The organism is Paenibacillus sp. P5_B5 (genome assembly GCF_056400365.1).
In genome coordinates, this window is the sequence record NZ_JBFULK010000013.1 from 42,315 (window position 1) to 67,772 (window position 25,458).

General features: G+C 41.1%; 22 protein-coding genes. 6 read left to right on the forward strand and 16 right to left on the reverse strand.

Going from position 1 to position 25,458, the window contains the following annotated elements; all coding sequences use genetic code 11:
• Positions 1-11: 11 nt before the first annotated feature.
• Entirely contained in the window at positions 12-1,901 is a 1,890-nt protein-coding gene (locus AC1DOK_RS16975) for a bifunctional homocysteine S-methyltransferase/methylenetetrahydrofolate reductase (protein WP_477555610.1), read from the reverse strand.
• Between the two features lie 194 nt (positions 1,902-2,095).
• On the opposite strand from AC1DOK_RS16975, the gene AC1DOK_RS16980 reads away from it, so the two are divergent.
• Positions 2,096-3,733 (forward strand): DUF2339 domain-containing protein, encoded by a 1,638-nt coding sequence (locus tag AC1DOK_RS16980; protein WP_477555491.1) that lies wholly within the window; start codon positions 2,096-2,098, stop codon positions 3,731-3,733.
• An 18-nt stretch (positions 3,734-3,751) separates the two neighbouring features.
• Here the strand turns inward: AC1DOK_RS16980 and AC1DOK_RS16985 are convergent, their stop codons facing one another.
• Positions 3,752-6,532, reverse strand: coding sequence for a calcium-translocating P-type ATPase, SERCA-type (locus AC1DOK_RS16985; RefSeq protein WP_477555492.1), 2,781 nt, complete (start codon positions 6,530-6,532; stop codon positions 3,752-3,754).
• Between the two features lie 209 nt (positions 6,533-6,741).
• Between AC1DOK_RS16985 and AC1DOK_RS16990 the strand changes: the two genes are divergently transcribed.
• Positions 6,742-8,484, forward strand: a complete 1,743-nt coding sequence (locus AC1DOK_RS16990; RefSeq protein WP_477555493.1) for an Rqc2 family fibronectin-binding protein — start codon at positions 6,742-6,744, stop codon at positions 8,482-8,484.
• Between the two features lie 73 nt (positions 8,485-8,557).
• Here the strand turns inward: AC1DOK_RS16990 and AC1DOK_RS16995 are convergent, their stop codons facing one another.
• The 5 genes from AC1DOK_RS16995 to AC1DOK_RS17015 form a co-directional block, all read right to left on the reverse strand.
• Positions 8,558-9,772 carry a CapA family protein gene (locus tag AC1DOK_RS16995; RefSeq protein WP_477555494.1) on the reverse strand — a complete coding sequence of 405 codons (1,215 nt, stop codon included), beginning with the start codon at positions 9,770-9,772 and terminating at the stop codon, positions 8,558-8,560.
• A gap of 36 nt (positions 9,773-9,808) precedes the next feature.
• Positions 9,809-10,684 carry a UTP--glucose-1-phosphate uridylyltransferase GalU gene (galU, locus tag AC1DOK_RS17000; RefSeq protein WP_477555495.1) on the reverse strand — a complete coding sequence of 292 codons (876 nt, stop codon included), beginning with the start codon at positions 10,682-10,684 and terminating at the stop codon, positions 9,809-9,811.
• 83 nt (positions 10,685-10,767) lie between these two features.
• Positions 10,768-11,595, reverse strand: coding sequence for a PHP domain-containing protein (locus AC1DOK_RS17005; RefSeq protein WP_477555611.1), 828 nt, complete (start codon positions 11,593-11,595; stop codon positions 10,768-10,770).
• A 232-nt stretch (positions 11,596-11,827) separates the two neighbouring features.
• Positions 11,828-12,265: a hypothetical protein gene (locus AC1DOK_RS17010; RefSeq protein WP_477555496.1), complete on the reverse strand. Its 438-nt coding sequence runs from the start codon at positions 12,263-12,265 to the stop codon at positions 11,828-11,830.
• 252 nt (positions 12,266-12,517) lie between these two features.
• Entirely contained in the window at positions 12,518-12,781 is a 264-nt protein-coding gene (locus AC1DOK_RS17015; protein WP_477555612.1) for a YlbG family protein, read from the reverse strand.
• 41 nt (positions 12,782-12,822) lie between these two features.
• Here AC1DOK_RS17015 and AC1DOK_RS17020 point away from each other — a divergent pair, with 41 nt between their 5' ends.
• Positions 12,823-13,827, forward strand: coding sequence for an asparaginase (locus tag AC1DOK_RS17020; protein ID WP_477555497.1), 1,005 nt, complete (start codon positions 12,823-12,825; stop codon positions 13,825-13,827).
• A gap of 19 nt (positions 13,828-13,846) precedes the next feature.
• Here the strand turns inward: AC1DOK_RS17020 and AC1DOK_RS17025 are convergent, their stop codons facing one another.
• The 3 genes from AC1DOK_RS17025 to AC1DOK_RS17035 form a co-directional block, all read right to left on the reverse strand.
• Positions 13,847-14,281, reverse strand: a complete 435-nt coding sequence (locus AC1DOK_RS17025) for a YlbF/YmcA family competence regulator (RefSeq protein ID WP_477555498.1) — start codon at positions 14,279-14,281, stop codon at positions 13,847-13,849.
• Positions 14,282-14,350: 69 nt separating this feature from the next.
• Positions 14,351-14,506, reverse strand: a complete 156-nt coding sequence (locus AC1DOK_RS17030; protein ID WP_477555499.1) for a hypothetical protein — start codon at positions 14,504-14,506, stop codon at positions 14,351-14,353.
• Positions 14,507-14,637: 131 nt separating this feature from the next.
• Positions 14,638-15,819: a M20 metallopeptidase family protein gene (locus AC1DOK_RS17035; RefSeq protein WP_477555500.1), complete on the reverse strand. Its 1,182-nt coding sequence runs from the start codon at positions 15,817-15,819 to the stop codon at positions 14,638-14,640.
• A 196-nt stretch (positions 15,820-16,015) separates the two neighbouring features.
• Here AC1DOK_RS17035 and AC1DOK_RS17040 point away from each other — a divergent pair, with 196 nt between their 5' ends.
• Positions 16,016-16,363 (forward strand): YugN family protein, encoded by a 348-nt coding sequence (locus tag AC1DOK_RS17040; RefSeq protein WP_477555501.1) that lies wholly within the window; start codon positions 16,016-16,018, stop codon positions 16,361-16,363.
• Positions 16,364-16,367: 4 nt separating this feature from the next.
• Positions 16,368-17,519 carry a putative lipid II flippase FtsW gene (ftsW, locus tag AC1DOK_RS17045; RefSeq protein WP_477555502.1) on the forward strand — a complete coding sequence of 384 codons (1,152 nt, stop codon included), beginning with the start codon at positions 16,368-16,370 and terminating at the stop codon, positions 17,517-17,519.
• Between the two features lie 59 nt (positions 17,520-17,578).
• Here ftsW and AC1DOK_RS17050 read toward each other — a convergent pair whose 3' ends face one another.
• The 5 genes from AC1DOK_RS17050 to AC1DOK_RS17070 form a co-directional block, all read right to left on the reverse strand.
• Positions 17,579-17,959: an Asp23/Gls24 family envelope stress response protein gene (locus AC1DOK_RS17050; RefSeq protein WP_477555503.1), complete on the reverse strand. Its 381-nt coding sequence runs from the start codon at positions 17,957-17,959 to the stop codon at positions 17,579-17,581.
• Positions 17,960-18,139: 180 nt separating this feature from the next.
• A complete protein-coding gene (locus tag AC1DOK_RS17055; RefSeq protein WP_477555504.1) occupies positions 18,140-18,424 on the reverse strand; it encodes an Fpa/YlaN family protein in 285 nt (94 codons plus the stop codon).
• 300 nt (positions 18,425-18,724) lie between these two features.
• Entirely contained in the window at positions 18,725-18,973 is a 249-nt protein-coding gene (locus AC1DOK_RS17060; protein WP_477555505.1) for an HPr family phosphocarrier protein, read from the reverse strand.
• Between the two features lie 150 nt (positions 18,974-19,123).
• A complete protein-coding gene (locus AC1DOK_RS17065) occupies positions 19,124-19,789 on the reverse strand; it encodes a TVP38/TMEM64 family protein (RefSeq protein ID WP_477555506.1) in 666 nt (221 codons plus the stop codon).
• A gap of 48 nt (positions 19,790-19,837) precedes the next feature.
• On the reverse strand, positions 19,838-21,820 hold the full coding sequence (locus AC1DOK_RS17070; protein WP_477555507.1) for a sensor domain-containing diguanylate cyclase: 1,983 nt from the start codon (positions 21,818-21,820) through the stop codon (positions 19,838-19,840).
• A gap of 383 nt (positions 21,821-22,203) precedes the next feature.
• On the opposite strand from AC1DOK_RS17070, the gene rpsD reads away from it, so the two are divergent.
• Positions 22,204-22,803, forward strand: coding sequence for a 30S ribosomal protein S4 (gene rpsD, locus AC1DOK_RS17075; protein WP_477555508.1), 600 nt, complete (start codon positions 22,204-22,206; stop codon positions 22,801-22,803).
• A 189-nt stretch (positions 22,804-22,992) separates the two neighbouring features.
• On the opposite strand, the gene helD is transcribed toward rpsD, so the two are convergent.
• Complete coding sequence (helD, locus tag AC1DOK_RS17080) at positions 22,993-25,368, reverse strand: RNA polymerase recycling motor HelD (protein ID WP_477555509.1); 2,376 nt, start codon at positions 25,366-25,368, stop codon at positions 22,993-22,995.
• Between the last annotated feature and the right edge of the window lie 90 nt (positions 25,369-25,458).

Sequence of the window (25,458 nt, forward strand, 5' to 3'; positions counted from 1 at the left end):
AATTCATTTTGCTAGGAGGTACAAGCACCTGCTTTTTCCCATACATAATTTGTTAGTTCAATGCTCATTTCATAGAAAAGGAAAGGTGTGATCAAATAAATCCCTTTAAAGTACTTCATTGTCACATCAAGAAGCTCCTTGGCGATTTCCACGCCCACTCTACGCCCTTCTTCACCTTCAAGTCCAGCCATTCTCCCCCGTATTTCATCCGAAAGCAGAATGCCAGGAACCTCGTTATGTAAGTACTCTGCATTACGTCCAGAAGCTAGTGGCATGATACCAATGAAGATTGGTATGTCCAAATGCTTCGTAGATTCATATAATTGCTCAATTAGTGCCGGATCATAAATTGGCTGGGTCATGATGTAATCCGCTCCGAGCATAATTTTGCGTTCCATTCTTTGAATGGCTTTGTCGAGAAATTTCACGTTCGGATTAAGCGCCGCTCCAATAAGGAAGTTCGCTTTTCGTTTAAGCGGCTTACCTGAGAAGGCAATGCCTTCATTCAATTGCTTAATTAAACGAATCATATCAAAGGAAGATAAATCATAGACCGAGCTTGAACCTGGTAAGTCGCCGAATCTGGAAGGATCACCCGTTACAGCGAGTACGTGATCGATACCTAATGCATTTAACCCCATTAGATGAGACTGCGTTCCGATTAGGTTGCGATCTCGACCTGCAATATGAATGAGCGGACGCGCACCGTATTCGCCATTTATCATTTGGCCAAGCGCCATATTACTCATGCGTGTCACAGCTAATGAATTATCTGCCATTGTAATCGCATCGACTCCTGCTTCATGAAGAGCTTTCGCACCGCGCATGAATTTGCTTGAATCCAAATCTCGCGGTGGGTCAAGCTCGACGATCACCGTATGCCGCTCCTTGACGAAATCCAGCAGCGTAGGCGCTTTAGCAGGCGGCTCTGCAATGCCCGCTCCCGCAGCAGGGTCAACAGTGCCCTGATTGTTACGCTCAGCTATAGCAGCACTTTTGCGCTGTTCTGCACGTGCAGTTGATACAGTATCCGTAGTTACGCCGTTCAGTGCCTTTGCAATCGCAGCGATATGCTCTGGTGTGGTGCCGCAACAACCTCCAATGATATGCGCACCTAACGCTGCAAACCGCGGAGCACATTCTGCGAAGTATTCCGGGGTCGCTCCGAAAGAAACACGACCATCAACGTAATCCGGCATACCCGCATTCGGATAAACTGAGAATGATATACCAGGAGGCGCTTCTAGCTTCTCGATTGTCCGCATAATTCCATTCGGGCCAATCTGGCAGTTAAATCCAATCACATCCGCTCCAAGCTTTGCAAGGCGATCAAATGCTTTCTGCAACGGTACACCATCGAGTGTAGTCATTGTTCCTTCTGTAGCGAACTGACAAATAACAGGAATATCACTCAGTTCACGAATCAAGCCTAGAGCTAACTCCATTTCACTTAGATCAAAGAAGGTTTCAAGCAATAGCCCGTCTGGAGCTGCCTGAATTAAAGCCTCGATCTGTTCTTTTAGCGCTGCCTCCACACGTGAACTGCTAATATTCACACGTTTAGCCGAGCGCACTGAGCCTATAGCACCAATTACATATGCATCTTCGCCTACTGCCTGTCTAGCAAGCTCAACACCTGCGCGGTTAATCGCAGCTACTTCACCTTCAAGGCCGAACTTCGACAACTTCTCCCGATTGGCTGAGAATGTATTCGTTTCAATAACTCTTGCTCCTGCTTCATAATACTGCCTATGTACACTCGCAATCACTTCCGGATGCAATAGGTTTAACTCCTCATATGAAATGCCGACAGGAAAACCCTGTTGATACAGTAATGTCCCCATCGCGCCGTCTCCAACCATAACAGAGCTTTGTAATGCTGTACGCAAGTCTAGTTTCACAAACTCCACCATTCCTTTATGGTACTAAAAGTGCTTCTTTGTGCACTAATCATACCCGAAAAGGCTCTCAAAGACTAGTGTTTAAAAACCAGCTTTACAAGTTTTATATGTTACTTAGAAGCAGGACTTCAATCGAAATAGGTCGAATACTAGCTATACTTTCATAATTTAATAAATTTAAGGATGTGAAGAGCTTGGAGCTTGAAGAACGGGTACGTCTTTTAGAAAGTAAAGTTCAGAGTTTAGAACAGGAGATTTATCATCTCACTCAAAATAAACAAGTACCTCATGGCATTGGGACACAGCTGCCTATCAAACAATCTCCACCTCGAGAACCAAGAGAACCACGAGAACCAGAACCACCGATTGATTGGGAGCACTTAATTGCACGTGTTTGGTTGCCTCGTATTTTCATATTTGTCCTATTACTCGGTGTACTTTGGGGATTCTCAGCCGCAGTTACCGCAGGCATTATTACTAGACCCGTACGCATCATGCTCGGACTTCTTGCATCAGGCCTCATGATCTGGTTTGGAGAAAGTCAAATGAAACATAAGCGCGTTGTACTTGGCCAAGTATTATTGGGCGGTGCCGTATCTGTACTTATGTTAACTTTATTTGCCGCTCATATGCTATATGACTATTTACCCTACATGCTAGCCTTTATTCTGAATATCTTAGTGATTGCTTCTTTCGTAGCCCTTGGTGTTCGTCACCGATCGCAGACCATTACACTGCTATCTGTTTTCGGTGGTTATTTAGTTCCTTTTCTAGTCGTATCTAGCAATCCGAACCTATGGCTGTTTTGTGGATATGAAGCTCTTTTCTCTCTAGCAATTATTTACGTCTCCTTACGTTATGAATTTAAAATTTCCTATTACTTGTCCTTAGCTATGTTACATTTCACTTTATTATTGAGTTATGTATTCAGTGATGGACACCAGATGCGGGCACCTTTTCTTATCGCTATCTTCGTACAGCATGTCGTACTGACCTTATTGTTTCTTCGGTCCAACCGATTTATGGTCAATCAAACCGTTACTTTGCTAACTAGTTTCAGTGTGACAGCTTTGTGGTTTGCAATTCTTTATGCTGACAACGCACTTCTTACCTACCAGATTCTAATTGGGGTATCTGCTCTAATTTACACAGCCTTAGCTAGCTGGGCAACTATTGTTCATAGAGAAACGAAGCCCGTCTTGATGACCGTAGCTTCGTTCGCTTGTTTTCTATGGCTAATGAGTGTATTGGATATTAGGGACTATTCACTTGCCATCTTAATCGAAGGAGCACTCGCGTTATCACTTGGATTATGGCTGAATAGTAAACTTCAGATAACAACAGGAGGAATCCTGTATGCGATCGGTTTTATGATGACATTCTTCGAACCCATAACCGATATTCTCTCTAAGGAAACATTATCTTGGCTCATTTTGATGTTATCCATCATCCTGCTACATCAAGTTTCACATCGCTTATCCCCTAGCCATTTTGTAAAAACGAATAAAGGGTATCTTCTATGGACCGATTCCATTTTATTCTTATTTTTCTTAACTTATATAACGAATGTTCTAACAGAAGCCGTTTCGACCGATTCACAGCATTTAATTTTGACTTCCGTATGGACCCTTTATGCGATTGCAGCAATCGTGATCGGCTTCATTTTCAAGCGTAAAACCATTCGATTAACAGGTATTTCCTTCTTGTTCATCACCTTAATTAAACTCATTTTCATCGACATACCCGATGTATCACTCGCTATTCGAGCCATACTATTTATGGGACTAGGGGCAATTGGAATTATTCTTTCTAGGCTATTCTATAAGAAATGAACGAATTCTTTTTACCAACTATCGAAAGCTCATCTTCGTACTACTAAATTGCTTTCCTTGCTTCTTAGAACCCTTCATAACCGAGCCAATTCCCATGAGGAATGTTGGAATTCCTGCTGCCACCAGTACAAGACACCATTCTCTGAAACCAAGCGGAACTGTTTTGAAAATTGGCTGTAGACTAGGGATGTACATAACAGCAAGTAACAAAACTAACGAAGACAGGACAGCGAATACAAGTGAGCGATTCTGGAATATATTCCGATGGAAAATCGACCTTGACGAACGGCAGTCAAAAACATGGATAAGCTGTGCCATAACTAGTGTTGCGAATGCAACGCTTTGTGCCTTAATCAGAACTGCTGGGTCATCTGTATGACCATGAAGCACGATGTAGAACGCCCCTAATGTACAGACACCAATCAGAATGCCTCTAGAAATAATTTTCCAACCAAGTCTTCTTGCAAAAATATTCTCTTTGGCATGACGTGGCTTCTGCTGCATCAGATCCTTCTCTGCCTGGTCAACGCCTAGTGCCATTGCTGGCAATCCATCCGTCACTAGATTTACCCATAAAATTTGAATTGGTACGAGAGGTAAAGGCAGTCCTGCCATCATAGCAATGAACATCGTCAGAATTTCACCAACGTTAGATGCGAGTAAATAACGAATGAATTTACGAATGTTCTCATAGATTCCTCTGCCTTCTTCGATCGCAGCCACGATTGTCGAGAAATTATCATCACTTAGCACTAATGCAGAAGCTTCTTTCGATACATCTGTACCAGAGATACCCATTGCTATACCAATATCGGCAGCTTTAATGGCTGGTGCATCATTTACACCATCGCCAGTCATGGCAACGACATGCCCCTTGCGTTGTAAGCTCTTCACAATCCGTAACTTATGCTCTGGAGACACCCGTGCAAACACATATACCTGATCAGATAACTTATCTAGCTCGTCATCATCCATCGCTGTAAGCTCCGATCCGCTGACAATGAGACCTCCACTTTGAGGTATCATACCCAGACTGCGAGCAATTGCTTCGGCAGTAGTTTGATGATCACCAGTAATCATCACAGTTTTGATACCCGCCTTACGACACTTAGAGATCGCATCTCTCACTTCTTTACGCGGAGGATCAATCATCCCTGTAAGGCCGACAAAAATAAGGCCATTCTCGACATCACGTTCATCGATTATTTGATCTGTTTGCTTCATATCCCGATAGGCTAGACCAATTACACGCAGCGCACTTCTCGCCATTGATTCATTAGCTGCAAGCACTTTTGCTTTTAGAGTAGCTGTAAAAGGAATGATTTTATTGTCCCATAGTACATAGGAACAATGCTCAAGTAGTACGTCAGGAGCGCCTTTGGCACAAACCATCCTTCCTTGCGGAGACGATACGACTACTGACATTCGCTTACGTTCAGAATCGAAGGGAAACTCTTGCAGTCTATTGTAGCTACCCGCTAATGTTTGTTGCCGTACACCCGCTTTAGCTCCAAGCACAATAAGTGCACCATCCGTTGGATCTCCCTTAATCTGCCACTCAGAAGCAAGCTCTTCTTCCTTACCTTTCTTACGCCTTACTTCACGTGTTTCTTCATGTAAGCTTGCATTGTTACAGAGTACACTGACCTGCAGCAGCCTTGTCAGCATACTATTCTTATTCAATTCCACAGCATTACCTTCATCATAAATCTGTCCATATGGTGTATATCCATCACCAGTTACATCCAGTCTCTGACCCCCAACCCATAAGTGAGTCACAGTCATTTTATTCTGCGTCAATGTCCCTGTTTTGTCAGAGCAAATAACGGAAGCACAGCCCAGCGTTTCTACAGAAGGAAGCTTTCGAACAATTGCTTTACGCTTGATCATCCGCTGAACACCTAATGCCAAGGCAATCGTTACAATCGCTGGTAAGCCTTCTGGTATAGCTGCAACTGCAAGACTCACGCCCGCTAGGACCATAGCATAAGGAGCGTGTCCATGAACGATACCTGCGACCACGACCATAATAGTAAGACCAATAGCTACTGCAATTAACACTTTACCCAGCTGTTCCAATCGGTGCTGTAAGGGAGTTTCTTGACTTTCTGTGTTTTGTATAAGATCCGCTATTTTGCCCATTTCAGTGTTCATACCCGTGCGTACAACAATTGCCTTCGCTGTTCCTCTGGTAATCAATGTTCCCATAAACCCGAGATTCTTCTGATCACCAAGCGGTATAGAATCACCAGATAACGGATCAATCATCTTACTTGTTGGGAGAGACTCGCCAGTTAAAGCAGACTCCTCCGCATACATGGCATTTGTTTCTATAAAACGTACATCTGCTGGTACACGATCTCCACTCTCGAGTAACACGATATCACCAACTACAAGTTCACGCGCTGGAATCTGATGTACAACACCATCGCGAATCACCTTGGAGAAAGGGGCCGAAAGCTCTTTGAGAGCGCGAAGTGAGCGCTCAGCACGAAACTCCTGAATAAACCCAAGAATTCCGTTCATCACTATAATGGCAATAATCGTTATTGCGTCCAAGTACTCACCAAGAAGACCCGAGATGAGTGTAGCGCCCATAAGAACAAGCACCATAAAATCTTTAAATTGATTCAATAGCAACGTAAGAGGTGAAACAGAGCGCTTCTCGATCAATTCGTTGCTACCATTCTGCTTCTGTCTGTCCGTCGCCTCATCCCATGTAAGTCCTCCAATTGGATCGACTTCATGTGTTCGCAGAACCTCTTCCGTCGTCATCTGATACCACTGACTCTGACTCATTCCATTTCCCTCCTACTTATCATTCCAACTTGTACCAATCTATTCAGACAAGCAGCAAAATATCCCTGTTCTCCTCATTCCTCACCTAGAAGAAAATATTTGGACGATCTTTAATACAGCTGTTACGAGAGAAAAAGTTTCTTTTGGCACCCAATGTATGGCATGATAGAGCAAGAACAATCGCAAGTATTATAGGGGTGAGATATACAATGGCATTAGATGGACTATTACTACAGGCTCTGACTCACGAGCTACAAGCGTGTGTTGGAGGAAGAATAAATAAAATTTATCAACCTTCTGATCGTGACCTGGTACTCCAGATTCGTTCAAGGGGACAGAATTTCAAATTACTATTATCAGCTAATCCAACCTATCCCAGGGTTCATCTGACAGAAGAGCAATTCTTGAATCCAACCGATGCACCTATGTTCTGTATGCTCATGCGCAAGCACTGTGAAAGCGGGACGATTCAAGCTATTAAGCAGGTCGGAGCGGAGCGGATCCTTCGAATTCACGTCAAACAACGCGATGAACTCGGAGATGAATCTCTCAAAGTCATCATTGTGGAACTCATGGGCAGACACAGTAACATTATTCTCACTGATGCATCAGCTGGGACTATACTTGATGGTATTCATCACGTCACACCAGCCATTTCTACTTTTCGAATTGTAATGCCTGGGAGTGCTTATGTCTCTCCGCCAGAACAGAACAAAGAAAATCCATTCCTGGTTACGAAACAGAGATTTCATGAGTTAATCCAGTCAACAGAGTCAATTGAACAGGAGCTTGTTAATCATTTCAATGGCATAAGTCCACTTGCCGCTAAAGAAATCGTCTTTCGCGCTAAGTTGACCCAGGCCCAAGTAGATGACAGTGACTTTGAGCAGCTATGGGATGCATTTGCAACACTTATGGACAACTTGCGTCAGCACAACTATGAACCGAATATCAAAGAAGAATCGGGTACAGGGAAGCTTTTCTATGCTGTATATGAGCTAACTCATATTGATGGTGAAAGCAAGAGCTATCATACTGTTTCTACCTGCTTAGAGGGCTTCTATGGAGATAAGGCTGAGCGTGATGTTGTTAAGCAAAGAACGAGTGACTTAATGCGATTCTTACAGAATGAAATTAGTAAGAACCGCAAAAAAATCATTAAACTGCAGGAGACCATGGAAGAAGCCAAGGATGCTGACCGTTATAGAATCACAGGCGAGCTTCTAACCGCTTCACTCCATACTGTTCAGAAAGGCGATAAGCAAATTGAGGTTATCAATTATTATGATGAGAACCAAGGTTCTGTCACGATCACATTAGACCCTTTACTTACGCCATCTGAGAATTCACAACGATATTTCAAAAGGTATACCAAGAGCAAGAATAGCCTTGTATTCGTTGAGCAACAGATGAAGGATGCTAGTGAGGAAATTTACTATTTAGAGAACCTACTCCATCAGTTACAAACAGCGAGTATGCGTGACATCGTAGAAATTCGCGAGGAGCTAGCTGAAGGTGGATATGTTCGTCAGCGTGGCGGATCGAAGGCTCGTAAACAGAAGAAGAACGAGAAACCTGCTATTTCGTGTTATACATCAAGCGAGGGTATCCCTATATATGTTGGGAAGAACAACAAACAGAATGATTATTTAACCTCCCGGTTAGCCGGATCCGCTGACACCTGGCTGCATACCAAGGACATTCCTGGCTCACATGTTGTCATCCGTTCTGCTGAATATGGTGAAGCCACACTTCATGAAGCTGCCATACTAGCTTCCTATCACTCACAAGGTAAATCATCAAGCAGCGTACCTGTTGACTATACCCAGATCAAATACGTGCATAAACCTAATGGAGCTAAACCTGGTTATGTGATTTATACGAATCAAAAAACATTATTTATAACACCAGATGAAGATGTTATTAAATCGTTACCAGTTAGCATTAAGTAAAGTCTTTCACACATAAGAAGAGTCTAGAACGCCAACTAATGGCAATCTAGACTCTTCTATATTTATGCTTATTTTATGGAGTAGGATTCACAATTTTCATATCTGGTACCCACTTCTTCATACGTTCTTCAATTGACGCTCTCAGCCCATTTATACCCGCAAGACTCTGCTCTGTAACATGAGAAAGCGGAATAATTTTATATTCTCCCCACTTCTTATGATCAATGTAAGTTGGCATAAATGATGGACTCTGCACTTTAATTGTGACTTGATCACCTAACTGTTCTTTCTCCACCTCAAGTGTTAGAATACCGCCAATATAACGATAAGGCTCTTGAAGCTCCTGAGCAGCTATGAAATTACCGAGTGAATAAATAACGAATGCTTTACTACCATCAGGACGTGTAATCCAGTCAACTGGTTGAAGAACATGTGGATGATGCCCTAGAATGATATCCGCACCTTCATTAGCAGCAAATGTTGCCCAATCTTTTTGTTCATCATTTGGAAGCAGTTGATATTCGACCCCAAAATGATGACTAGCGACAACCACATCAGCTACTTCCTTTGCCTTACGTATTTCCTTACTCATAACTTCCTTATCAAGCAGTGATACGAGGTACGGCTTCCCCTCCGGTACCGGAATACCGTTCGTACCATAGGTATAAGATAAAAAGGCAACCTTTACTCCGTTAGCGTCAATTACACGAATACGATCACGATCTGCCTGACTTTCATATGCACCCGTATATTGAACCCMTAAGCTGTTCCAATTCTGAATTGCTGCAAGTACGCCCTTTTCTTTCTTATCAAGCGTATGATTGTTTGCCATAGATACGATATCCACACCTACAGATTTGAGTGCCTCACCAATTTCAACAGGGCTCCCAAACTGCGGATAATCTGAGATCCCTAGTTCTTTACCTGCTATAATAGACTCCGAATTAGCAAACGTAATATCAGCTTGTTCTAGATAGGGTTTAACCTGCTCGAACATGGGCCGAAAATCATAACTATCCGTACCCATTGCTGCGTCCCGATAAACGGCTTTATGTAGTAAGATATCACCAACTGCTGTTAGTGTAAATTTAGTGGTAACTGGAGTAACTGGCTTCGGAGTTGTTGTAGGGACACTTGTATGCAAAGGTGAAACTGTTGCAGTAGCAAAAGGGTTTGATTCGGATATCCCATTCTTGGGAGCGTTAGCGTTAGACGAACAAGCACCGATTACACTTAGTATAAAGACTAAAATAAAAGGAATAACTAATTTACTAGAAAATTTAATCATGTATGATATTTCACCAGCTTTTCTTGATTTCCAAACCTATTTTTTCCATTGCTCAGCTAATCGAATTAAATATGACTTGAGCTGAGGTCTAAGATCATCACGTTTCAAAGCGAGCTCAATCGTAGCTTCGATATAACCAAGCTTATCCCCTACATCATAACGCTGTCCTTTAATTGAATAAGCAACCATTTGGTGTCTGCTATTAAGAACACGTAATGCGTCCGTTAGTTGAATTTCTCCACCTCTGCCAGGGGCACAAGTTTCCAATATATCAAAAATTTCCGGTTCAATGATATACCTTCCAATAACAGCCAGATTAGAGGGTGCTTGGTGACGAGCGGGCTTCTCGATTAGATCGATAATACGGGTAAATTCTTCAACACCTTCTAATGGTGAGATAATCCCATATTTACTTACATCTTCCCACGGAACCTCCTGAACCGCTATAACTGAAGTCTCCGTCTGTTCGTAAACATCCATCATACTTTTGAGACAGGGCGGTTTAGACTCGATAATATCGTCACCTAGAAGTACAGCAAATGGCTCATGACCGATAAACTTACGTGCGCAATAGATGGCATGCCCAAGCCCGAGCGGCTCTTTCTGACGAATGTAGTGCACATCTGCTAGATTAGAGACGATCTGCACTTGATCTAGTAATTGAAGTGCATCTTTCTCCTTAAGCATCTTCTCTAGCTCGATTGATTTGTCAAAATGATCCTCAATCGCCCGCTTATTACGACCCGTTACGATAATGATATCTTCAATCCCTGAATTAATCGCCTCTTCAACGATATATTGAATAGCAGGCTTATCTACGATTGGCAGCATTTCCTTAGGCTGCGCTTTAGTAGCAGGTAGAAAGCGGGTCCCGAGCCCTGCTGCTGGAATGATAGCTTTACGAATTTTCATAGATTTACCTCCCTTTAAATTAGAAGACTACTCATTTTGTAAAGCAAAACTCGCCTGAAATACGTCTATATGAGATAACTCCTCTATTTGGAACTCATATGATCAACCATAGCTGCATCAATTCGTCTTGATCCAATTGCGCCATGAAACCACTCGCCTTCTCTTTGTCCATGGAAATCAGAACCTGCAGTCATTAATAGGCCATGTTGCTCCGCGATTTCCTTATATCTAGCTTCATCTTGAGGGGAATGATCCGAATGATAGACTTCAATTCCATCTAATCCTTCATCAATTATTTGCAGGACAAGTTCATCATTGTGATAAAGACCTGGATGTGCAAGCACTGCAGTACCTTTGGCTTCATGAATCCATGTAATTGCTGTTTGCGGCTCTATACGAGGTGGATTCACATACGCAGCCCCACTCGATCCAAGAAAGCGATCAAATGCTTCTTTGACAGATTGAACATACCCTTTATGAACTAACACCTGCGCAATATGAGGCCTTCCGATCGTATCCTCTTCTTGCTTGATGTCACTGACCATCTCTATTACTTCTTGGAGTGTAATATCCATACCAAGCTTACGAAGCCGGTCTATCATCATTCCATTACGACGATCTCTTACCTTCCGTAACTCATGAAGTCTCCCCAAGAAAACTGGGTCATGAATATCAATGAAATATCCAAGCACGTGAATATCCTGTCCACCCGCAACAGTAGAAATTTCCACACCAGGAACTACCTCGATGCCTATCCTTGTTCCTTCTATCATTGCTTCCTCAACACCAGAGACTGTGTCATGATCCGTAATTGCTAATACTGCTAGGCCCGCTTCCTTCGCTAATTTAACATTCATAGCAGGTGAACTCATACCATCAGAAGCGGTAGTATGCGTGTGTAGATCCGCCATTCTTATATCCACAGAAATCCCCTTTCTATACTGACAAGAAAAAACACTTCCATTGCTGATTAGTGATTTTTGTATTTCTTGATTAATTTTACCATAATTCATCTACATCCTCATTATTATATCAGAACAAACATCCTACTATGCAAGAATTATTGTTCATATAGAACTGAGAAAGAGCATGCATATGAGCATACTCTTTACTTTCATCATTCCATTGTATGTATCGTGAAACTTATTTTCTTTTACGTCCACTTTTGATTAAAGTCATCCTTCTTGAATGTCTCAGCCAAGAGTAGTATGTTTTAAGATCCCTGAGCTCTAGTGATTCCGATAACTTACCTAGAAAAGTAACGATAATCATTTTATGAAGCGGATTACCTGTCAGATCGGTCTCCTGCTCCAGTTCAGTAAACTCAGCAACCATAACTAAATCATCTTCAATAAGAAATACTTCTTTTTCATTTTTATAATAGGGAGTTATTTTTGACTCTTTGAGCTTATCCCACACGTAATCGCAGATGACGTCCGTTTCGCTTCCTGTAATGCCTATTCGTTCTTTCCATCTATCTCTAGCATGATGGGTCACAACCACATCTGCTACTAGATAGTTGTCAAGCAATGTGTAAAAAGGCTCATAGGTGCTCCATCGGATCGTTTTCCGATCCTTCATAGCCATTACTCCCTCCCAAGAAGAAACTTACCTACCGTTCTTGTAAGACGACGTGTTTCTTAAAGTTATACGAAATTAGATGATAATACTTAAAAATTATTTACAACTAAAAATATAGGACTATTATACTATATATTACCTTAATGTTCTAAATATTTTCAATTCTTTTTTATAAAAAAGACCCCCTGATTAAAATCAGGAAGTCTTCTAGGTCTAATTTAACTCAATAAATTGCATAATTGCCAATCTCTATTATAACGTGTAAAATCTAGATTTGTCCGGTATATCTTTTGTGTACTCCGTTTTAATTTCATTCCTGTAGGATCTCTCCACTTTCTTCACATAAGGAAGTTTTTGCAACTGGCGTAATGTTTCCTCTAGGCGTTCCGTATGCACATAAAGTACGACATAATGCATTCGTTTGGAAACATAATGTACCGTACCATAACGTTCAAAATTTTTAGTTGCTTTTAGATCATTTACCCATATAATGATACCGCTGCGAGCAGTGAACAATATTTTCATCCTCATTTCATAAAGAATTGGAGTTGTATTATATGACGCAATCCGAATTAATTATTCAAGTCATTCGTGGGCAGCTGACAGAATGTGTACATCAAGGTCATCTTGTTGTCGTTAACGAACGTGGGGACATTCTTCACTCCTCGGGTCAGCCGACCTATGTAACTTATGCCCGGTCAACTGCTAAGCTTATACAGGCTATCCCAGTAATCGAATCGGGTGCAGCAGATCACTTTAACTTCTCAGAAGAAGAACTTGCGCTCTTCTGTGCTTCTCACAATGGGGAGAAGGAGCATACAGAAACAGTACTTCGTGTTTTAAATAAAATCAATTTATGTGATGATCATCTGCAATGTGGTGTTCATGAGCCCTTTCATGGTCCAACAGCAGCGTCTATGCGTGAACATGGGGTTAAGCCAACAACACTTCATAATAACTGTTCAGGTAAACACTCCGCTATGCTAGCACTTGCTGTACATCTGAACCTGCCAATCGACAACTACTTATCAATTGATCATCCCGTTCAGCAGTTCATGCTTCAGACGGTCTCCGAAATGAGTGGCGTACCAGCTGATCAACTCTATATCGGAATTGATGGCTGCGGAGTCCCTGTATTTGGTATGGGACTACATCAGCTTGCAACAGCTTATGCTAGGTTAGGTAATCCTGCACAACTTAATCATACACGAGCAGAAGCTTGTCGTCGAATTGTGCAAGCTATTACTAGACATCCTTACCACTTAGCAGGAAGCGAGCGCTTCGATACTACTTTAATCCGTGCAACCAAAGGCAGAATCATCGGAAAAATGGGAGCAGAAGGCGTATATGCCATCACCATTCCTGAAGAAGGCCTAGGTATTGCGATTAAAATCGAAGATGGTGCTAAACGAGCTCTACACCCTGCAGTAGCGGAGGCGCTCGTCCAGCTTAAGCTTCTTACAGTTCAAGAACAAACAGAACTTGAATCATTCCGCAATCCATTAATTCGCAATTGGCAGGGCACCATCGTTGGATCTATTCAGCCAACTGTCCTTTTATAATAAAAGGTGGGTCTTACCTTTAACCACAGCTACTGCAGCCACCAGAGCAGCCTTTGGCTGTAAGCAATTTATTAGTAGGTACCTTAATCGTATCTGATACAGCGTGTGCGATTGTCTCCGATACCGTATATAAAAGATCATCCAATCGGTCTTCTGCTGCTTTGTAGCGACGGACCGATTCATGTTTGTCCATTTGCTCTTGGACATCCTGCACTTGCTGCAAAGCTTCATGATAACTTGGGTGAAAATGACCAAATCGTTCGCATTCCTCGAACCGTTCTTTTTTCTTGGCAAACAGCCTGATAAGCTCTTGGACTTCTTCATTGTTGTCCACAGCATGTTTCCAATATAAATAATCGGCCAATTCGGCAGATGTATTAATCATATCTCCTACGTCATAAGCATGCAGCATAATGGTGGACATATCCAGAGCGGTTGCCTCTTGAATACTCATGATACGTTCCCATCCTTTATCGTTATGATATTTATCATCATTATCATAACATATATTGTAATCAGTTTGTTACTGATTTGTTTTCGCAGACCCTGCATCGTCTTGTTTGTGTGTGTAAGCAACGATCGCCATATCACGTCCTGTTTTAATTTTCAACTCATTCTCGAATTGCTTGATTTGATTAACAATTGAATCTTCAAGCTCTACTATTTGGAACTGGTCCATCTAAATTCACCTCTTTCCTGACATCATCATTCAGTAAGGTACAGAACTAGTATAGCCTTCTATGTAACAGAAAACGCATCCTTCCACTACCAAAGGATGCGTTAAATAACTTCTTTAAATATGATTAAGGATTAATCTTGCATGCGATCAATAGCCATCGATAAGAGCAGCTTACCTGCATTTAGCATTGCCCGTTCGTCTATGTCAAATCGAGGATGATGATGAGGATACACAATCCCCTTCTCTTCATTGCCTGCACCTACAAACATAAAACAGCCTGGAACTTGCTGTAAGTAGTATGAGAAATCTTCGCCCGCCATAATCTGAGGAGATTTCATTACAGAATCCGCGTCAACAATCTCCTTGCCAACACGCATGAATCGCTCCACCTCTGCCTCGTGATTCATAACAGGTGGATAGCCGAGCTTGTATTCGAACTTATAGGTAGCATTAAACATGTCACAAGTTGTTGCTGTAACCTCTTCAATCCGCTTACGGACAAGCTGCAATACTTCTGGGTTAAATGTACGAACCGTTCCAATCATTGTAGCTTTCTCTGCTATAACATTAAAGCCCGTTCCACCACTGAACGATCCCACACTCACAACACAAGATTTAGTTGGATCAATATTGCGTGAAACAATGGACTGCAAGTTAACTATTAAATGAGCACCGACTGCAACAGCATCTACGGTCTGATGTGGTAATCCACCATGTCCACCCTTACCATGTACCTCAATGTTAAACTCATCAGCAGCGGCCATGAATGGCCCACTAAGAGAGCTCATCGTGCCGTATGGCAATATACTCCATAAATGTACACCGTACACCGCATGCACCCCTTCTAAAGCCCCGTCCGCGATCATGGATGCAGCTCCACCCGGGGATATCTCCTCCGCATGCTGGAATAACAGGACGAAGTCACCAGGTAATTGTTCCTTCTCATCAGCTAGCACTTTAGCAACTGCCAATAAAGTGGATGTATGTCCATCATGACCACATGCGTGCATCACACCTGGAACTTGGGATGCATAGTCGCAATCCTTCTGATCTTGAATTTCCAAAGCATCCATATCAGCTCTTAACGCTACAGTTACCCCCGTGCTTCTCCCACCATTTATCTTAGCAACAATCCCGCCACCTCCGACGTTTTCGCGCACTTCAAAACCCCATTCACGCAGTTTATTCGCAACGAACAAAGCCGTATTCTTCTCATGATACGATAACTCCGGATTCTGATGGAGATACCTGCGCCAGTCCACCATTTTCTCATACATATGATCCAAATCAGCATGCAGTGTATTTAATAACATATCGTTATTTCCCCCAATTACATCCATTTGTAAAAAAATTCTAAACACTTTTCCAATTCATTTTAACAAACAGCCTCAAATTTTCACTTAAAATACATCAAATGGACCAAATATTCATACCCATTTCACTTGCAGAACCTACAGAAACATACTATCATGATAGAATAATTCGAAAAATTAATGGAGGGGTACACAAGTGATAATCGAAGCGACAAGCCTTAAAGGGCTCAAAAGCGAGCTTGCCAACCTAGACGAAATCACGTCTGAGCTTGGATTCGTTCGTTGGCAATGGGAATACTACCGTGCAACATATGATCTAAAAATTGAGGATAAATCAACCAACTCTGAGTACTTTCTAAGAGTTAATACTCGTGTGGAATCTGGTAAACTAGAATCCCCTTACGCGGTCCTATACATAGAAGACACTTACATAGGCAAGGCATCGTTCCCGCATGGATTAGATTATAGCACACCAATTCCTGCCAATGTAATGAACATTGCAGATCAGAAGCTAGCTCAACTACAACAGATGTTATCCCAGTAAGCGGATGAGTTCCTCGAATTCCACGCGCAAAGGAACGCCAGATTTTTTGCTTCTATTTCTGACGTTTCTACTGGTTTGTTTTGGGCTTGTTATGATCTTCAGTGCCAGCTCCATGACAACTACATATACACAAGGGGACCCTTGGTACTTTACTCAAAAACAGATGGTCAGTGTCATTATTGGAATCGTTGGCATGATCATTTGCATGAATATCCCGCTTAACAAATTAAAATTAATCGTTCCACCCGTATTTGTGATCATTATCTTCATGCTCATTGCGGTACTATTGTTCGCAGAATCTGCTAACGGTGCTAGAAGCTGGTTTTACATTGGCAAATTTGGTATTCAACCAACCGAATTCGCAAAGGTAGGCATTATCCTATACCTGGCTTTACTAATTACGAATAAAGACGAGAAGTTTCGTACTTTTTCAAGAGGGCTAGCGCCTGCACTTGTTATTGTAGGGTTCGTAACGGGTCTTATCTATTTACAGAATGATCTAGGATCAGCTTTAATTCTACTCTTTTGTGCAGGTACTGTTATCTTCGCAGGCGGAGCCAAATTAAAACATCTGATCAGTGTAGTAGCAATACTCAGCTTTTTTGCTTTCTTGTTCATCACCTTTACCGTTGTAACGAATTCAGGACTTGAAGCTAATGAACGGGATCACAGAGCAAGTCGTATCATGGCCTTCCTTGAACCAGAGAAATACCAAGCACAAGAAAGCTATCAAGTGACGCAATCGTTATATGCCTTTGGTCACGGTGGATTCACTGGTACTGGTTATGGTCAAGGTGTTCAGAAACTACATTACTTACCTGAAGCGCATAATGATTTCATCTTCGCTACGATTGGTGAAGAGTTTGGATTTATAGGCTCCGTCATATTTCTCCTTACTTATTTGCTTTTCATCTTACGCGGGTTAATCTTATCCGTACGTTGTAAAGATAAGTTCGGTATGCTCTCCGGTATCGGTATCATGGGAATGATCGGTTTTCAGGCCCTAGTTAACTTAGGTGGAGTTACACAGAGTATTCCACTTACAGGAGTCACTCTCCCCCTGATCTCTTCAGGCGGATCCTCAATGATGGTCACTCTTGCAGCTATGGGAATAGTCCTCGGATTATCACGTAGCTACAATCAAATATCCAAATAAAAACCACAACGCCTAACGGCGTTGTGGTTTTTTGTGTTCATTATTGGATTATTCTTAAATTACTTAACACGTAATGTATCTTCAATTTCTTGTTCCTCAGTGAAAGATACACCTTCAACTTTAACGTTAACTTCAACGACTGTAAGTCCAGTCATATTCTCTAACGCTTCGCGAACATTCTGTTGTAACTCACGACATACTTCATGAACTTTAACACCAAATTGAACAATGACTCTGAGGTCTATCGCAGCTTCAACCTGACCGACCTCAACTGTAACACCCTTTTGAACGTTCTTACCAGTCAGACGCTTAGCCAGACCTTCCGAAATGCCTCCTGACATTGCTGTTATGCCTGGTGTTTCCATCGCAGCGAGCCCGGCGATCGTTGCCACTACATCATCTGATATACGAATAATTCCTGTTTGTTTGTCTTCAGACACTCGGATCACACTCCCTTGTACTAGACGTATATATATTGTACTGCCTACATTTTGTGAAAGCAAGTGTATGCGACCTCAAACAATTTGATGACAAAAAAATACTTACAGCGCTTTCAATGAAAGAAGGAGCTTTCATAAAAAAAACAACCCCTTCCGCAATCTAAGTGCGGCTTGGGGCTGCTATTTGTAATTTAAAGCTTCGTATAACATAGCAAGATTTCGCTCTAATCGACTAAGCAACTCTCTCCCTGTATTCTCCGATATTAATCCTGCTCTAATGGCAAAATCAATTTCTCGTGAGAATCCGTACATTTGAGTATCCAGCACTTCTTCGTACAACGGACATTGACGAGTCGTCAAATTCTCCATCTGCACTTCGATCAGCTTCTCTATTTTATTCGCATCCTCTTGAAGAAGAAGGAGCGCCTTCTGATTTAATTCAAGCAACATTTCTGATGAAGACATTTATTCTTCCCCCTTGTACCTATCATCCATACCTCTATAAGCATTATATTAGTCGAAACTGCGGGAATATACAAGTTTTCCATACCATCTATAAGAAACCTTTTCATTGTCTTTATTAGAAAAATGCATTTTTAAGTTCAAGCGTATGTAAACAGCATAATTGATACTCATAAGAAACGGTTTTATAAAGACGGATACGTTACATAAGTATATAAGAGTAAAGATACGTGTGAAATTTTATACTTTCTTATAAACTTAAAAAGGTATTCTCATCAGTCTGAGAATACCTTCCAATACCTGTTATTCTGAAACTATCTTGACATTCAAGTTGTGTTTAGCAAACACATCTAACATTGCTTGCTTAGCTTCAGCTTCATCTGGACCATGAACATGTAGATCGTAAGCATGTGCGTCAAGCAAGGTTGTAAATAGGCCTAGGATACTTTTCACGTCGATATACTTATTATCGTACTGAAGAACAATCGATGATCTGAACTGACCTGCAGTTTGAGAAATTTCTACAATTGCTGCGTTATTTGAGTTAGACATGGAGGTACCTCCTAAAATTATCTTAAAATTATTTCCTTACTTCATGATACCTTGTTCACAATGTTACATCAAGATAAAATTTCCTATTTACCTTAAATTATTATATACCCTCTTCATAATATGTTCTATGATCACATCTTTTAATATGGATCAGACAATATTATTTTCTTTTTTGGAAACCATTTTACCTTTAACAAAATTACCAATTAACATTAGAATGGCGAAAATCACAACCAGAAGCAACAATCTGGCTTTGTTTTCTTTAAAATAAATGACATCATGTGCAATTAATGACTCTAGTATGACAATGGGAATTTTGCCAATCCATGTTCCTGCCATGTAGGAGCGTATACTTATTTTACTTACCCCTGCACCTAAAGAAATTGCAGAAGATGGAATGATCGGAATTAACCTACCTAACAAAATGTAGAAAAATCCACGTTCACCTAATCTTTCGTTGAAAGCCCGAACCATAGGATATTTACTTATTTTTTTGTCTACCCATTCAAAGCCTAGTTTACGTGCTAGAAAAAAAACTGTAGTCGCTCCTAAACACGCCATCACGTAATTGATAGTAACGCCGAGTACCATCCCAAAAATAGCAACGTTCGCACCGGCTAATAAGACGAACGGTACGAACGGAAAAAACGTTTGTAAGTAGACGGATAAGATACCAAGTATCATCCCAAATATACCTAGTGAAACTAAATACACCGAAATCCGCGACAAATCTACATTATTCAACACGATCATGCCTACGGTGATTAGGACAATTACCGCTAGCGCAATCAGCCAATTTTTTGTTTTTTTAGTCAAAATCAGTAACTCCATTTCGCTCGCCGTTACTACCTGCTGACACCGACGTTAGTGTGAGGCAGAATCAACAATAATCTGATTCTTACCACTATTCTTGGCTATATATAGTGCCATGTCTGCTTTGTAAAACAAAGATTCCACGCTTATATTATTATCCTCCCAATTCCAATCTGATACCCCGCAGGATATAGTAACAAATGGATGGGTTTCTTTCATTACTTTCATACGAATCCGATCAGCAATTCGGAGTGATTGCTCTTTGTTGATTTGAGGGAAATAAACAGCGAGTTCCTCGCCTCCCCATCTCGCAGCAACATCGTGATCTCGAATCGAATTTTTGATAATTGCGGACACTTGAACTAATATTTGGTCCCCAACTTGATGCCCATATGTATCATTCACATTCTTAAAATTATCGATATCGATCAAGATAAAAGATCCACAAAAATCTTTTTTCTGCGATACATTAATCTGCTCGTCCAACACATGTCGAACATTCAGACCCGTTAAATTATCTGTGATCACCATCCGCTTCACCTCGGAATGCAAGGACGCATTCGTCATTGCCAGTCCAATATGACCGGAAAGCATTTGTAACAGCTTATAATTGTCGTAAGAAAAGAAATTAGGTTTTTGATGTACAACAAGAATTACACCCATTACTTCCTCCTTCACAATGATCGGAGAAGCAATCAAGGATCGTGATTTCGTCAGCTCCATCAGCTTAGATTTCACTTTGGGATTCACCCAATAATCCGAAATTATGACAGGCTCTTTGGTTGCGAACATCACACCCGAGAAGCCATTATTAACAGTGAAATTCTCTTGGAACATTTCAGGCAAGTTACTCGCTTGTACAGTTAACTGATCGCCTTCTTTGTCCTTTTGTAAGATGCAGAAGTATTCCGCTCCAAAGATCTCAACTAACTCAGATGATACAAAGCTAAAAATTTCATTTAGACTCAGACTCTGATTCAGTCTTTGGGTGATTTCATTTATTAATCTAAGCTCATTAATCAGCATATAAGATTGTTCATATAACTTAGCATTTTCTAATGATGCGCCGCCAAAATCAGCCAGCATAGAAATAAACTGTATATCACTATCTTCCAACACAGAATCTTCACATTCAAGATACAAAACGCCATATACACCCTGTTTACCAGAAAGCGGAACGGCTACATACATATCTGACTTGTTTGTTAAACTCCGTTGTATTACAATTTGTCCATCCATGAAAGCACGTGTACATGCACGATTATCCATCCCCTGAAAATCAAGAGGTTTGATTAGCTCATTCGTGCTTTGGTAATCTTGTGACAAGAAAACCTCCATTGTCACTTTTGGGAACACAGCTTTGATGTTATTAACCACTTCCATCAAAACAGAATCCGTATCAATTAGTGCATGAAGACGTTTAGCCGAAAGAATCAGCATTTCTTGTTTCTTAATTTCACGAGTATAAGCACTAGTAAGTTCTTCCTCTATTTTCAAAGTAGAATCACTTATCCATGCCATGCCAAACGTATATAAATATAATAAATAATCGATATTTTGTTTATTGAGTTCTGAGTCACCAACAAAACCTAGAACACCTAGACATTCGCCGTTACTTAGTATAACAGGAATCGCGGCGATCTTGTATGATAACTTTTTCTTCTGACTGTCGAGAATAATTTCACAACAAGCAGCAAATTGACTTCTAAAGCAATCATCTATTGGATTTACTCCAAACACATTACCCTGCCAACTTTGACCCAAACTAGGTACTAAGACATCATGACCTTCAGCAATGTAGCTGGCAACAACTTGTTTATCAAGATCTAATAGGACAATAGAACCATTAAATCTTACATGTGTCGGAGTTTGCACAGTCATCCACTTCTCTAAGGAAATCCGAAGCGTATCTTTGATTTGAGCTTCAGTTTCCCAAGCCGTTACAGACACAGTCAGCTTATATGGAGTTGTATTCTGCGGTTCTAGATTGGATCCCGAATCCTTCTTTTGCAGCAGCTCACGACATTGATTCATACCGAAACTCCTTTACAAACTCTTCTGATAACATTAGAATCATTATTTTATATCTTACTATTTATTTAGGAAATATGCACTATAAAAATATTTTTACATAATAGTTTGTTAATACTTATTATTCATTAAACTGTCAGAATCTAGTTAATGTACAAACTTGACAGATTGAAGTTTTTTTTATAGAATATGAAGTCGAGTACTAAACAAGTTTTCGGTGAAAAGCACCTGTGTCCACCCTCTCTAATTTTGTTGCTGACAAGACAGCGGCTGAAAGCTTGTCAGAGGCGTATTGCAATTACATCGCCGTAAACAAAATTAGCACAAGACACTTCGCCTCTATACAACCAAAACCATAATATAGGTGAAAAAGGAGATTACATTTCATGTCACGTTATACAGGTCCTAAATTTAAATTAAGCCGTCGTTTGGGTATTTCCCTAAGCGGTACTGGTAAAGAATTGAAGCGCGCTTTCCCTCCAGGTCAGCACGGTCCTAACCAACGCAGAAAAATGAGCGAATACGGAATTCAACTACAAGAGAAGCAAAAGCTTCGTCATATGTATGGCTTAAATGAAAAGCAATTTAAAAACCTTTACGTTAAAGCTTCCAAAATGCAAGGTGTTTCCGGTGAAAACTTCATGATTATGCTAGAAAGACGTCTAGACAACTTGGTTTATCGTCTTGGTCTATCCAACTCCCGTGCAGGCGCACGTCAACTCGTTTCCCACGGTCACGTGACTGTAAACGGCAAAAAAGTTGACATTGCATCCTACCTAGTATCAGTTGGTGATGTAGTCAGCCTTCGTGAAAGAAGTCGTGGTCTTTCAGTAGTTAAAGAAGCTATTGCTAACCGTAACTACTTGCCAGCTTATTTGGAAGCAAATGATGCTGCAGTAGAAGGTAAATTCGTTCGTCTTCCTGAGCGTTCAGAATTGCCACAAGAAATCAATGACAAGCTTATCATTGAGTGGTACTCACGTTAATCTCAAAGCTTATTTCGAATTATTACAAGCCCAAGTTGCATATGCAACTTGGGCTTGTTTTTGTTTAGTGATAGAATCAATTTCATAACTCATTGAAACCATTAAAAGGTATTATGAAATTGATTCGATATAGAATTTATAACTTTCAGATCATAAACGCTGAGTATCAACTTAAGAAACATTTCCGTCTTATAAGGACGACGAAGCCGTTTCTTCTTGTTCTAGCGTATAGGTATTCGGCTCTTGATCAGAGATAAATGGGCTCAGTTCACCAACTACATAGATGCGTAAGAGATGCATTGCCCTTGTACAAGCTGTATAGAATAGCTTACGCTCACTTTCACGGCCATATTGTTCCTTAGAACCGTTATAGATAATCACCGCATCAAACTCAACACCTTTAGCAAGATAGGAAGGAACAACGAGTACCCCTTTCTCAAAGGTTGGTGTAAACTTCGTTATGGATCTCACAGGTACTGTTTCATTTAATCTATCGTAGACTGCGGTACTTTCATTTGCAGTTTTGCAAATAATCGCGATCGACTCATAGCCCTCCGCCTGAAGCCTCGTCACGTCATCAACAATACCTTGAATTAACTCTTCAGTGTTCGATTTCATTCTAACTACCGGTATGTCACCACTTCGATTAAACGGAACTATATGTTCCCCGCCCGGTACCATCCCGCGTGTAAATTCAACAATTTCCCTAGTTGATCGGTAACTTTGCATCAACTGAATTAACTCCGTTTGGTCTGCCCCATAAAGCCCGATCAACGGTTCATAGGATTGCATCGCTGAGGAATGAACATAGATCGCTTGGTTCAAATCACCAAGTGCAGTCATTCGACTACGCGGGAACAAGCGTTTCAGAAATTCAAATTGGAATGGCGAGTAATCCTGCGCTTCATCCACAATAACATGACGGACAGAAGTATTAGTTTGAAAACCAAGTATTAGATCCTGCAGAAAAAGAAATGGTGTCGCATCTTCATAATCGAGTTCCTGTTGTTCTAACTTGCTAATTGTGTATTGGCAAATTTCATTCCAAGAAAATGGTAAGCTCTCATCTGCTGCAATACGAGAGTATAATAGGTTATTCTTAAACAACTGTCCATAAATGGACTTCAAATTTACAAAACTGAGCTGTTTGATCTCATTTCGAATTGGCTTAAGCCGTTCTTTTACGACAACACGTGCTAGCAGCACTCGCTCAGCCTCAAAGTCATCGAATGAAACACCTTTGCCATCCTGCAACTGACGAAGTCGCTTATAGGCTCTATGATAATCTTCAGGCTCAAGCAATTCGATCTCATCCTCTACCCATGTTGCATTAAGCTGTGTTTGTTCGAAAGCAGTTAATTCTTTCAACAGCCAATCTCGGAGCAGTACAATTCGATTCGTTATACGAATCGTTGGATCGAACTCGTAGAAACGATTAACCATACGTTTAGAGGATACAATATCGCGTCCCATGAATGAAATGGCGTTAAAAATCATTCCCTCTTGTTGAAGTTCAGTTTCATAATTAAGAATCGTCTGCATGAAAGCTAACGATGACTTGAATCGGATCCCATCAATTCTTGCTGCATATCCTGGTGTATCATCAGAGCCAAGTATATATTCAAGCTGATTAAAAGAATCTCCTAACTGAAATTCCTCACCCAGCCTTCGTTCCAAATAAGCCTGAAATGTCGTCTGCTGCATGCTCTCTTCGCCTAGCTCAGGAAGGACAGTTGAGACATAGCTATTGAACATTGGGTTTGGCGAGAATAGCACCATTTGATCGGATTTAAGCGTTTCTCTATTCTTATACAATAAATAAGCCACTCGCTGCAAAGCTGAAGAAGTTTTGCCACTCCCTGCAGCACCTTGTACGATCAGCATTCGACTTCGGTCATTTCGAATAATCCGATTCTGTTCCTTTTGGATTGTCGCCACAATACTTTTCATTTGTGCATCCGATGTACGGCTAAGCACCTGCTGAAGAAGCTCGTCGCCTATCGTCACACCCGTATCAAACAATAATTTGATTTCCTGATCGCGAATAACAAACTGACGCTTTAGCAGCATTTCACCTGTAATTTTACCATCAGGCGTTTCATACGCTGCATCGCCAGGAGAATAATCATAATAGAGACTAGATAATGGAGCTCTCCAATCGTAAATCAAGAACGTTTCATCCTGCTCATTCAGGAAAGACCCGATCCCAAGATAAACCGTTTCAATATTATTCGAGCCGGCTTCTTTAAAATCAATTCGGCCAAAATAAGGGGATTTCTCAAGCCGAGTTAGCTTCTTCAGCGTTGCAGCGGCATGGCGATAGCTACGCTCTCGCTCTGAGAGAACCTCTGACTGCTGCTTTAAACTAACATGCGTTTCGATAATATCATCAGCTGAGCTAAAATCGACGGTAACCTCTTCCCAGAAATGCTTGCGAAAATCAACTACATCCGTTTTGACAAACCCAAGCTTCTCGTTCAATTCCCCAATTTGCTCACTGATTTGCATTGTTACCTCATCTACACGCTGTTGTTCTTCAAGCCAATCACGATCTGTCTTACTCATTCAATCGCCCCCTTCAAAAAATAAACCCAAAAATTAACATCCTGCACACGCTTATTGACAACCTGATCTCAAGATGCTATAATTATGATA

What these genes read in the sequence shown, in the direction of transcription:
- galU (WP_477555495.1), bottom strand. Translation starts at nt 10,684, where the DNA reads ATGAAAATTCGTAAAGCTATCATTCCAGCAGCAGGGCTCGGGACCCGC.
- AC1DOK_RS17055 (WP_477555504.1), bottom strand. Translation starts at nt 18,424, where the DNA reads ATGTCTTCATCAGAAATGTTGCTTGAATTAAATCAGAAGGCGCTCCTT.
- AC1DOK_RS17035 (WP_477555500.1), bottom strand. Translation starts at nt 15,819, where the DNA reads ATGTTATTAAATACACTGCATGCTGATTTGGATCATATGTATGAGAAA.
- AC1DOK_RS17010 (WP_477555496.1), bottom strand. Translation starts at nt 12,265, where the DNA reads ATGAAGGATCGGAAAACGATCCGATGGAGCACCTATGAGCCTTTTTAC.
- helD (WP_477555509.1), bottom strand. Translation starts at nt 25,368, where the DNA reads ATGAGTAAGACAGATCGTGATTGGCTTGAAGAACAACAGCGTGTAGAT.
- ftsW (WP_477555502.1), top strand. Translation starts at nt 16,368, where the DNA reads ATGAGTTCCTCGAATTCCACGCGCAAAGGAACGCCAGATTTTTTGCTT.
- AC1DOK_RS17005 (WP_477555611.1), bottom strand. Translation starts at nt 11,595, where the DNA reads ATGGCGGATCTACACACGCATACTACCGCTTCTGATGGTATGAGTTCA.
- AC1DOK_RS16985 (WP_477555492.1), bottom strand. Translation starts at nt 6,532, where the DNA reads ATGAGTCAGAGTCAGTGGTATCAGATGACGACGGAAGAGGTTCTGCGA.
- AC1DOK_RS17060 (WP_477555505.1), bottom strand. Translation starts at nt 18,973, where the DNA reads ATGTCTAACTCAAATAACGCAGCAATTGTAGAAATTTCTCAAACTGCA.
- AC1DOK_RS17025 (WP_477555498.1), bottom strand. Translation starts at nt 14,281, where the DNA reads ATGAGTATTCAAGAGGCAACCGCTCTGGATATGTCCACCATTATGCTG.
- AC1DOK_RS17070 (WP_477555507.1), bottom strand. Translation starts at nt 21,820, where the DNA reads ATGAATCAATGTCGTGAGCTGCTGCAAAAGAAGGATTCGGGATCCAAT.
- AC1DOK_RS17030 (WP_477555499.1), bottom strand. Translation starts at nt 14,506, where the DNA reads ATGGACCAGTTCCAAATAGTAGAGCTTGAAGATTCAATTGTTAATCAA.
- AC1DOK_RS17020 (WP_477555497.1), top strand. Translation starts at nt 12,823, where the DNA reads ATGACGCAATCCGAATTAATTATTCAAGTCATTCGTGGGCAGCTGACA.
- rpsD (WP_477555508.1), top strand. Translation starts at nt 22,204, where the DNA reads ATGTCACGTTATACAGGTCCTAAATTTAAATTAAGCCGTCGTTTGGGT.
- AC1DOK_RS16990 (WP_477555493.1), top strand. Translation starts at nt 6,742, where the DNA reads ATGGCATTAGATGGACTATTACTACAGGCTCTGACTCACGAGCTACAA.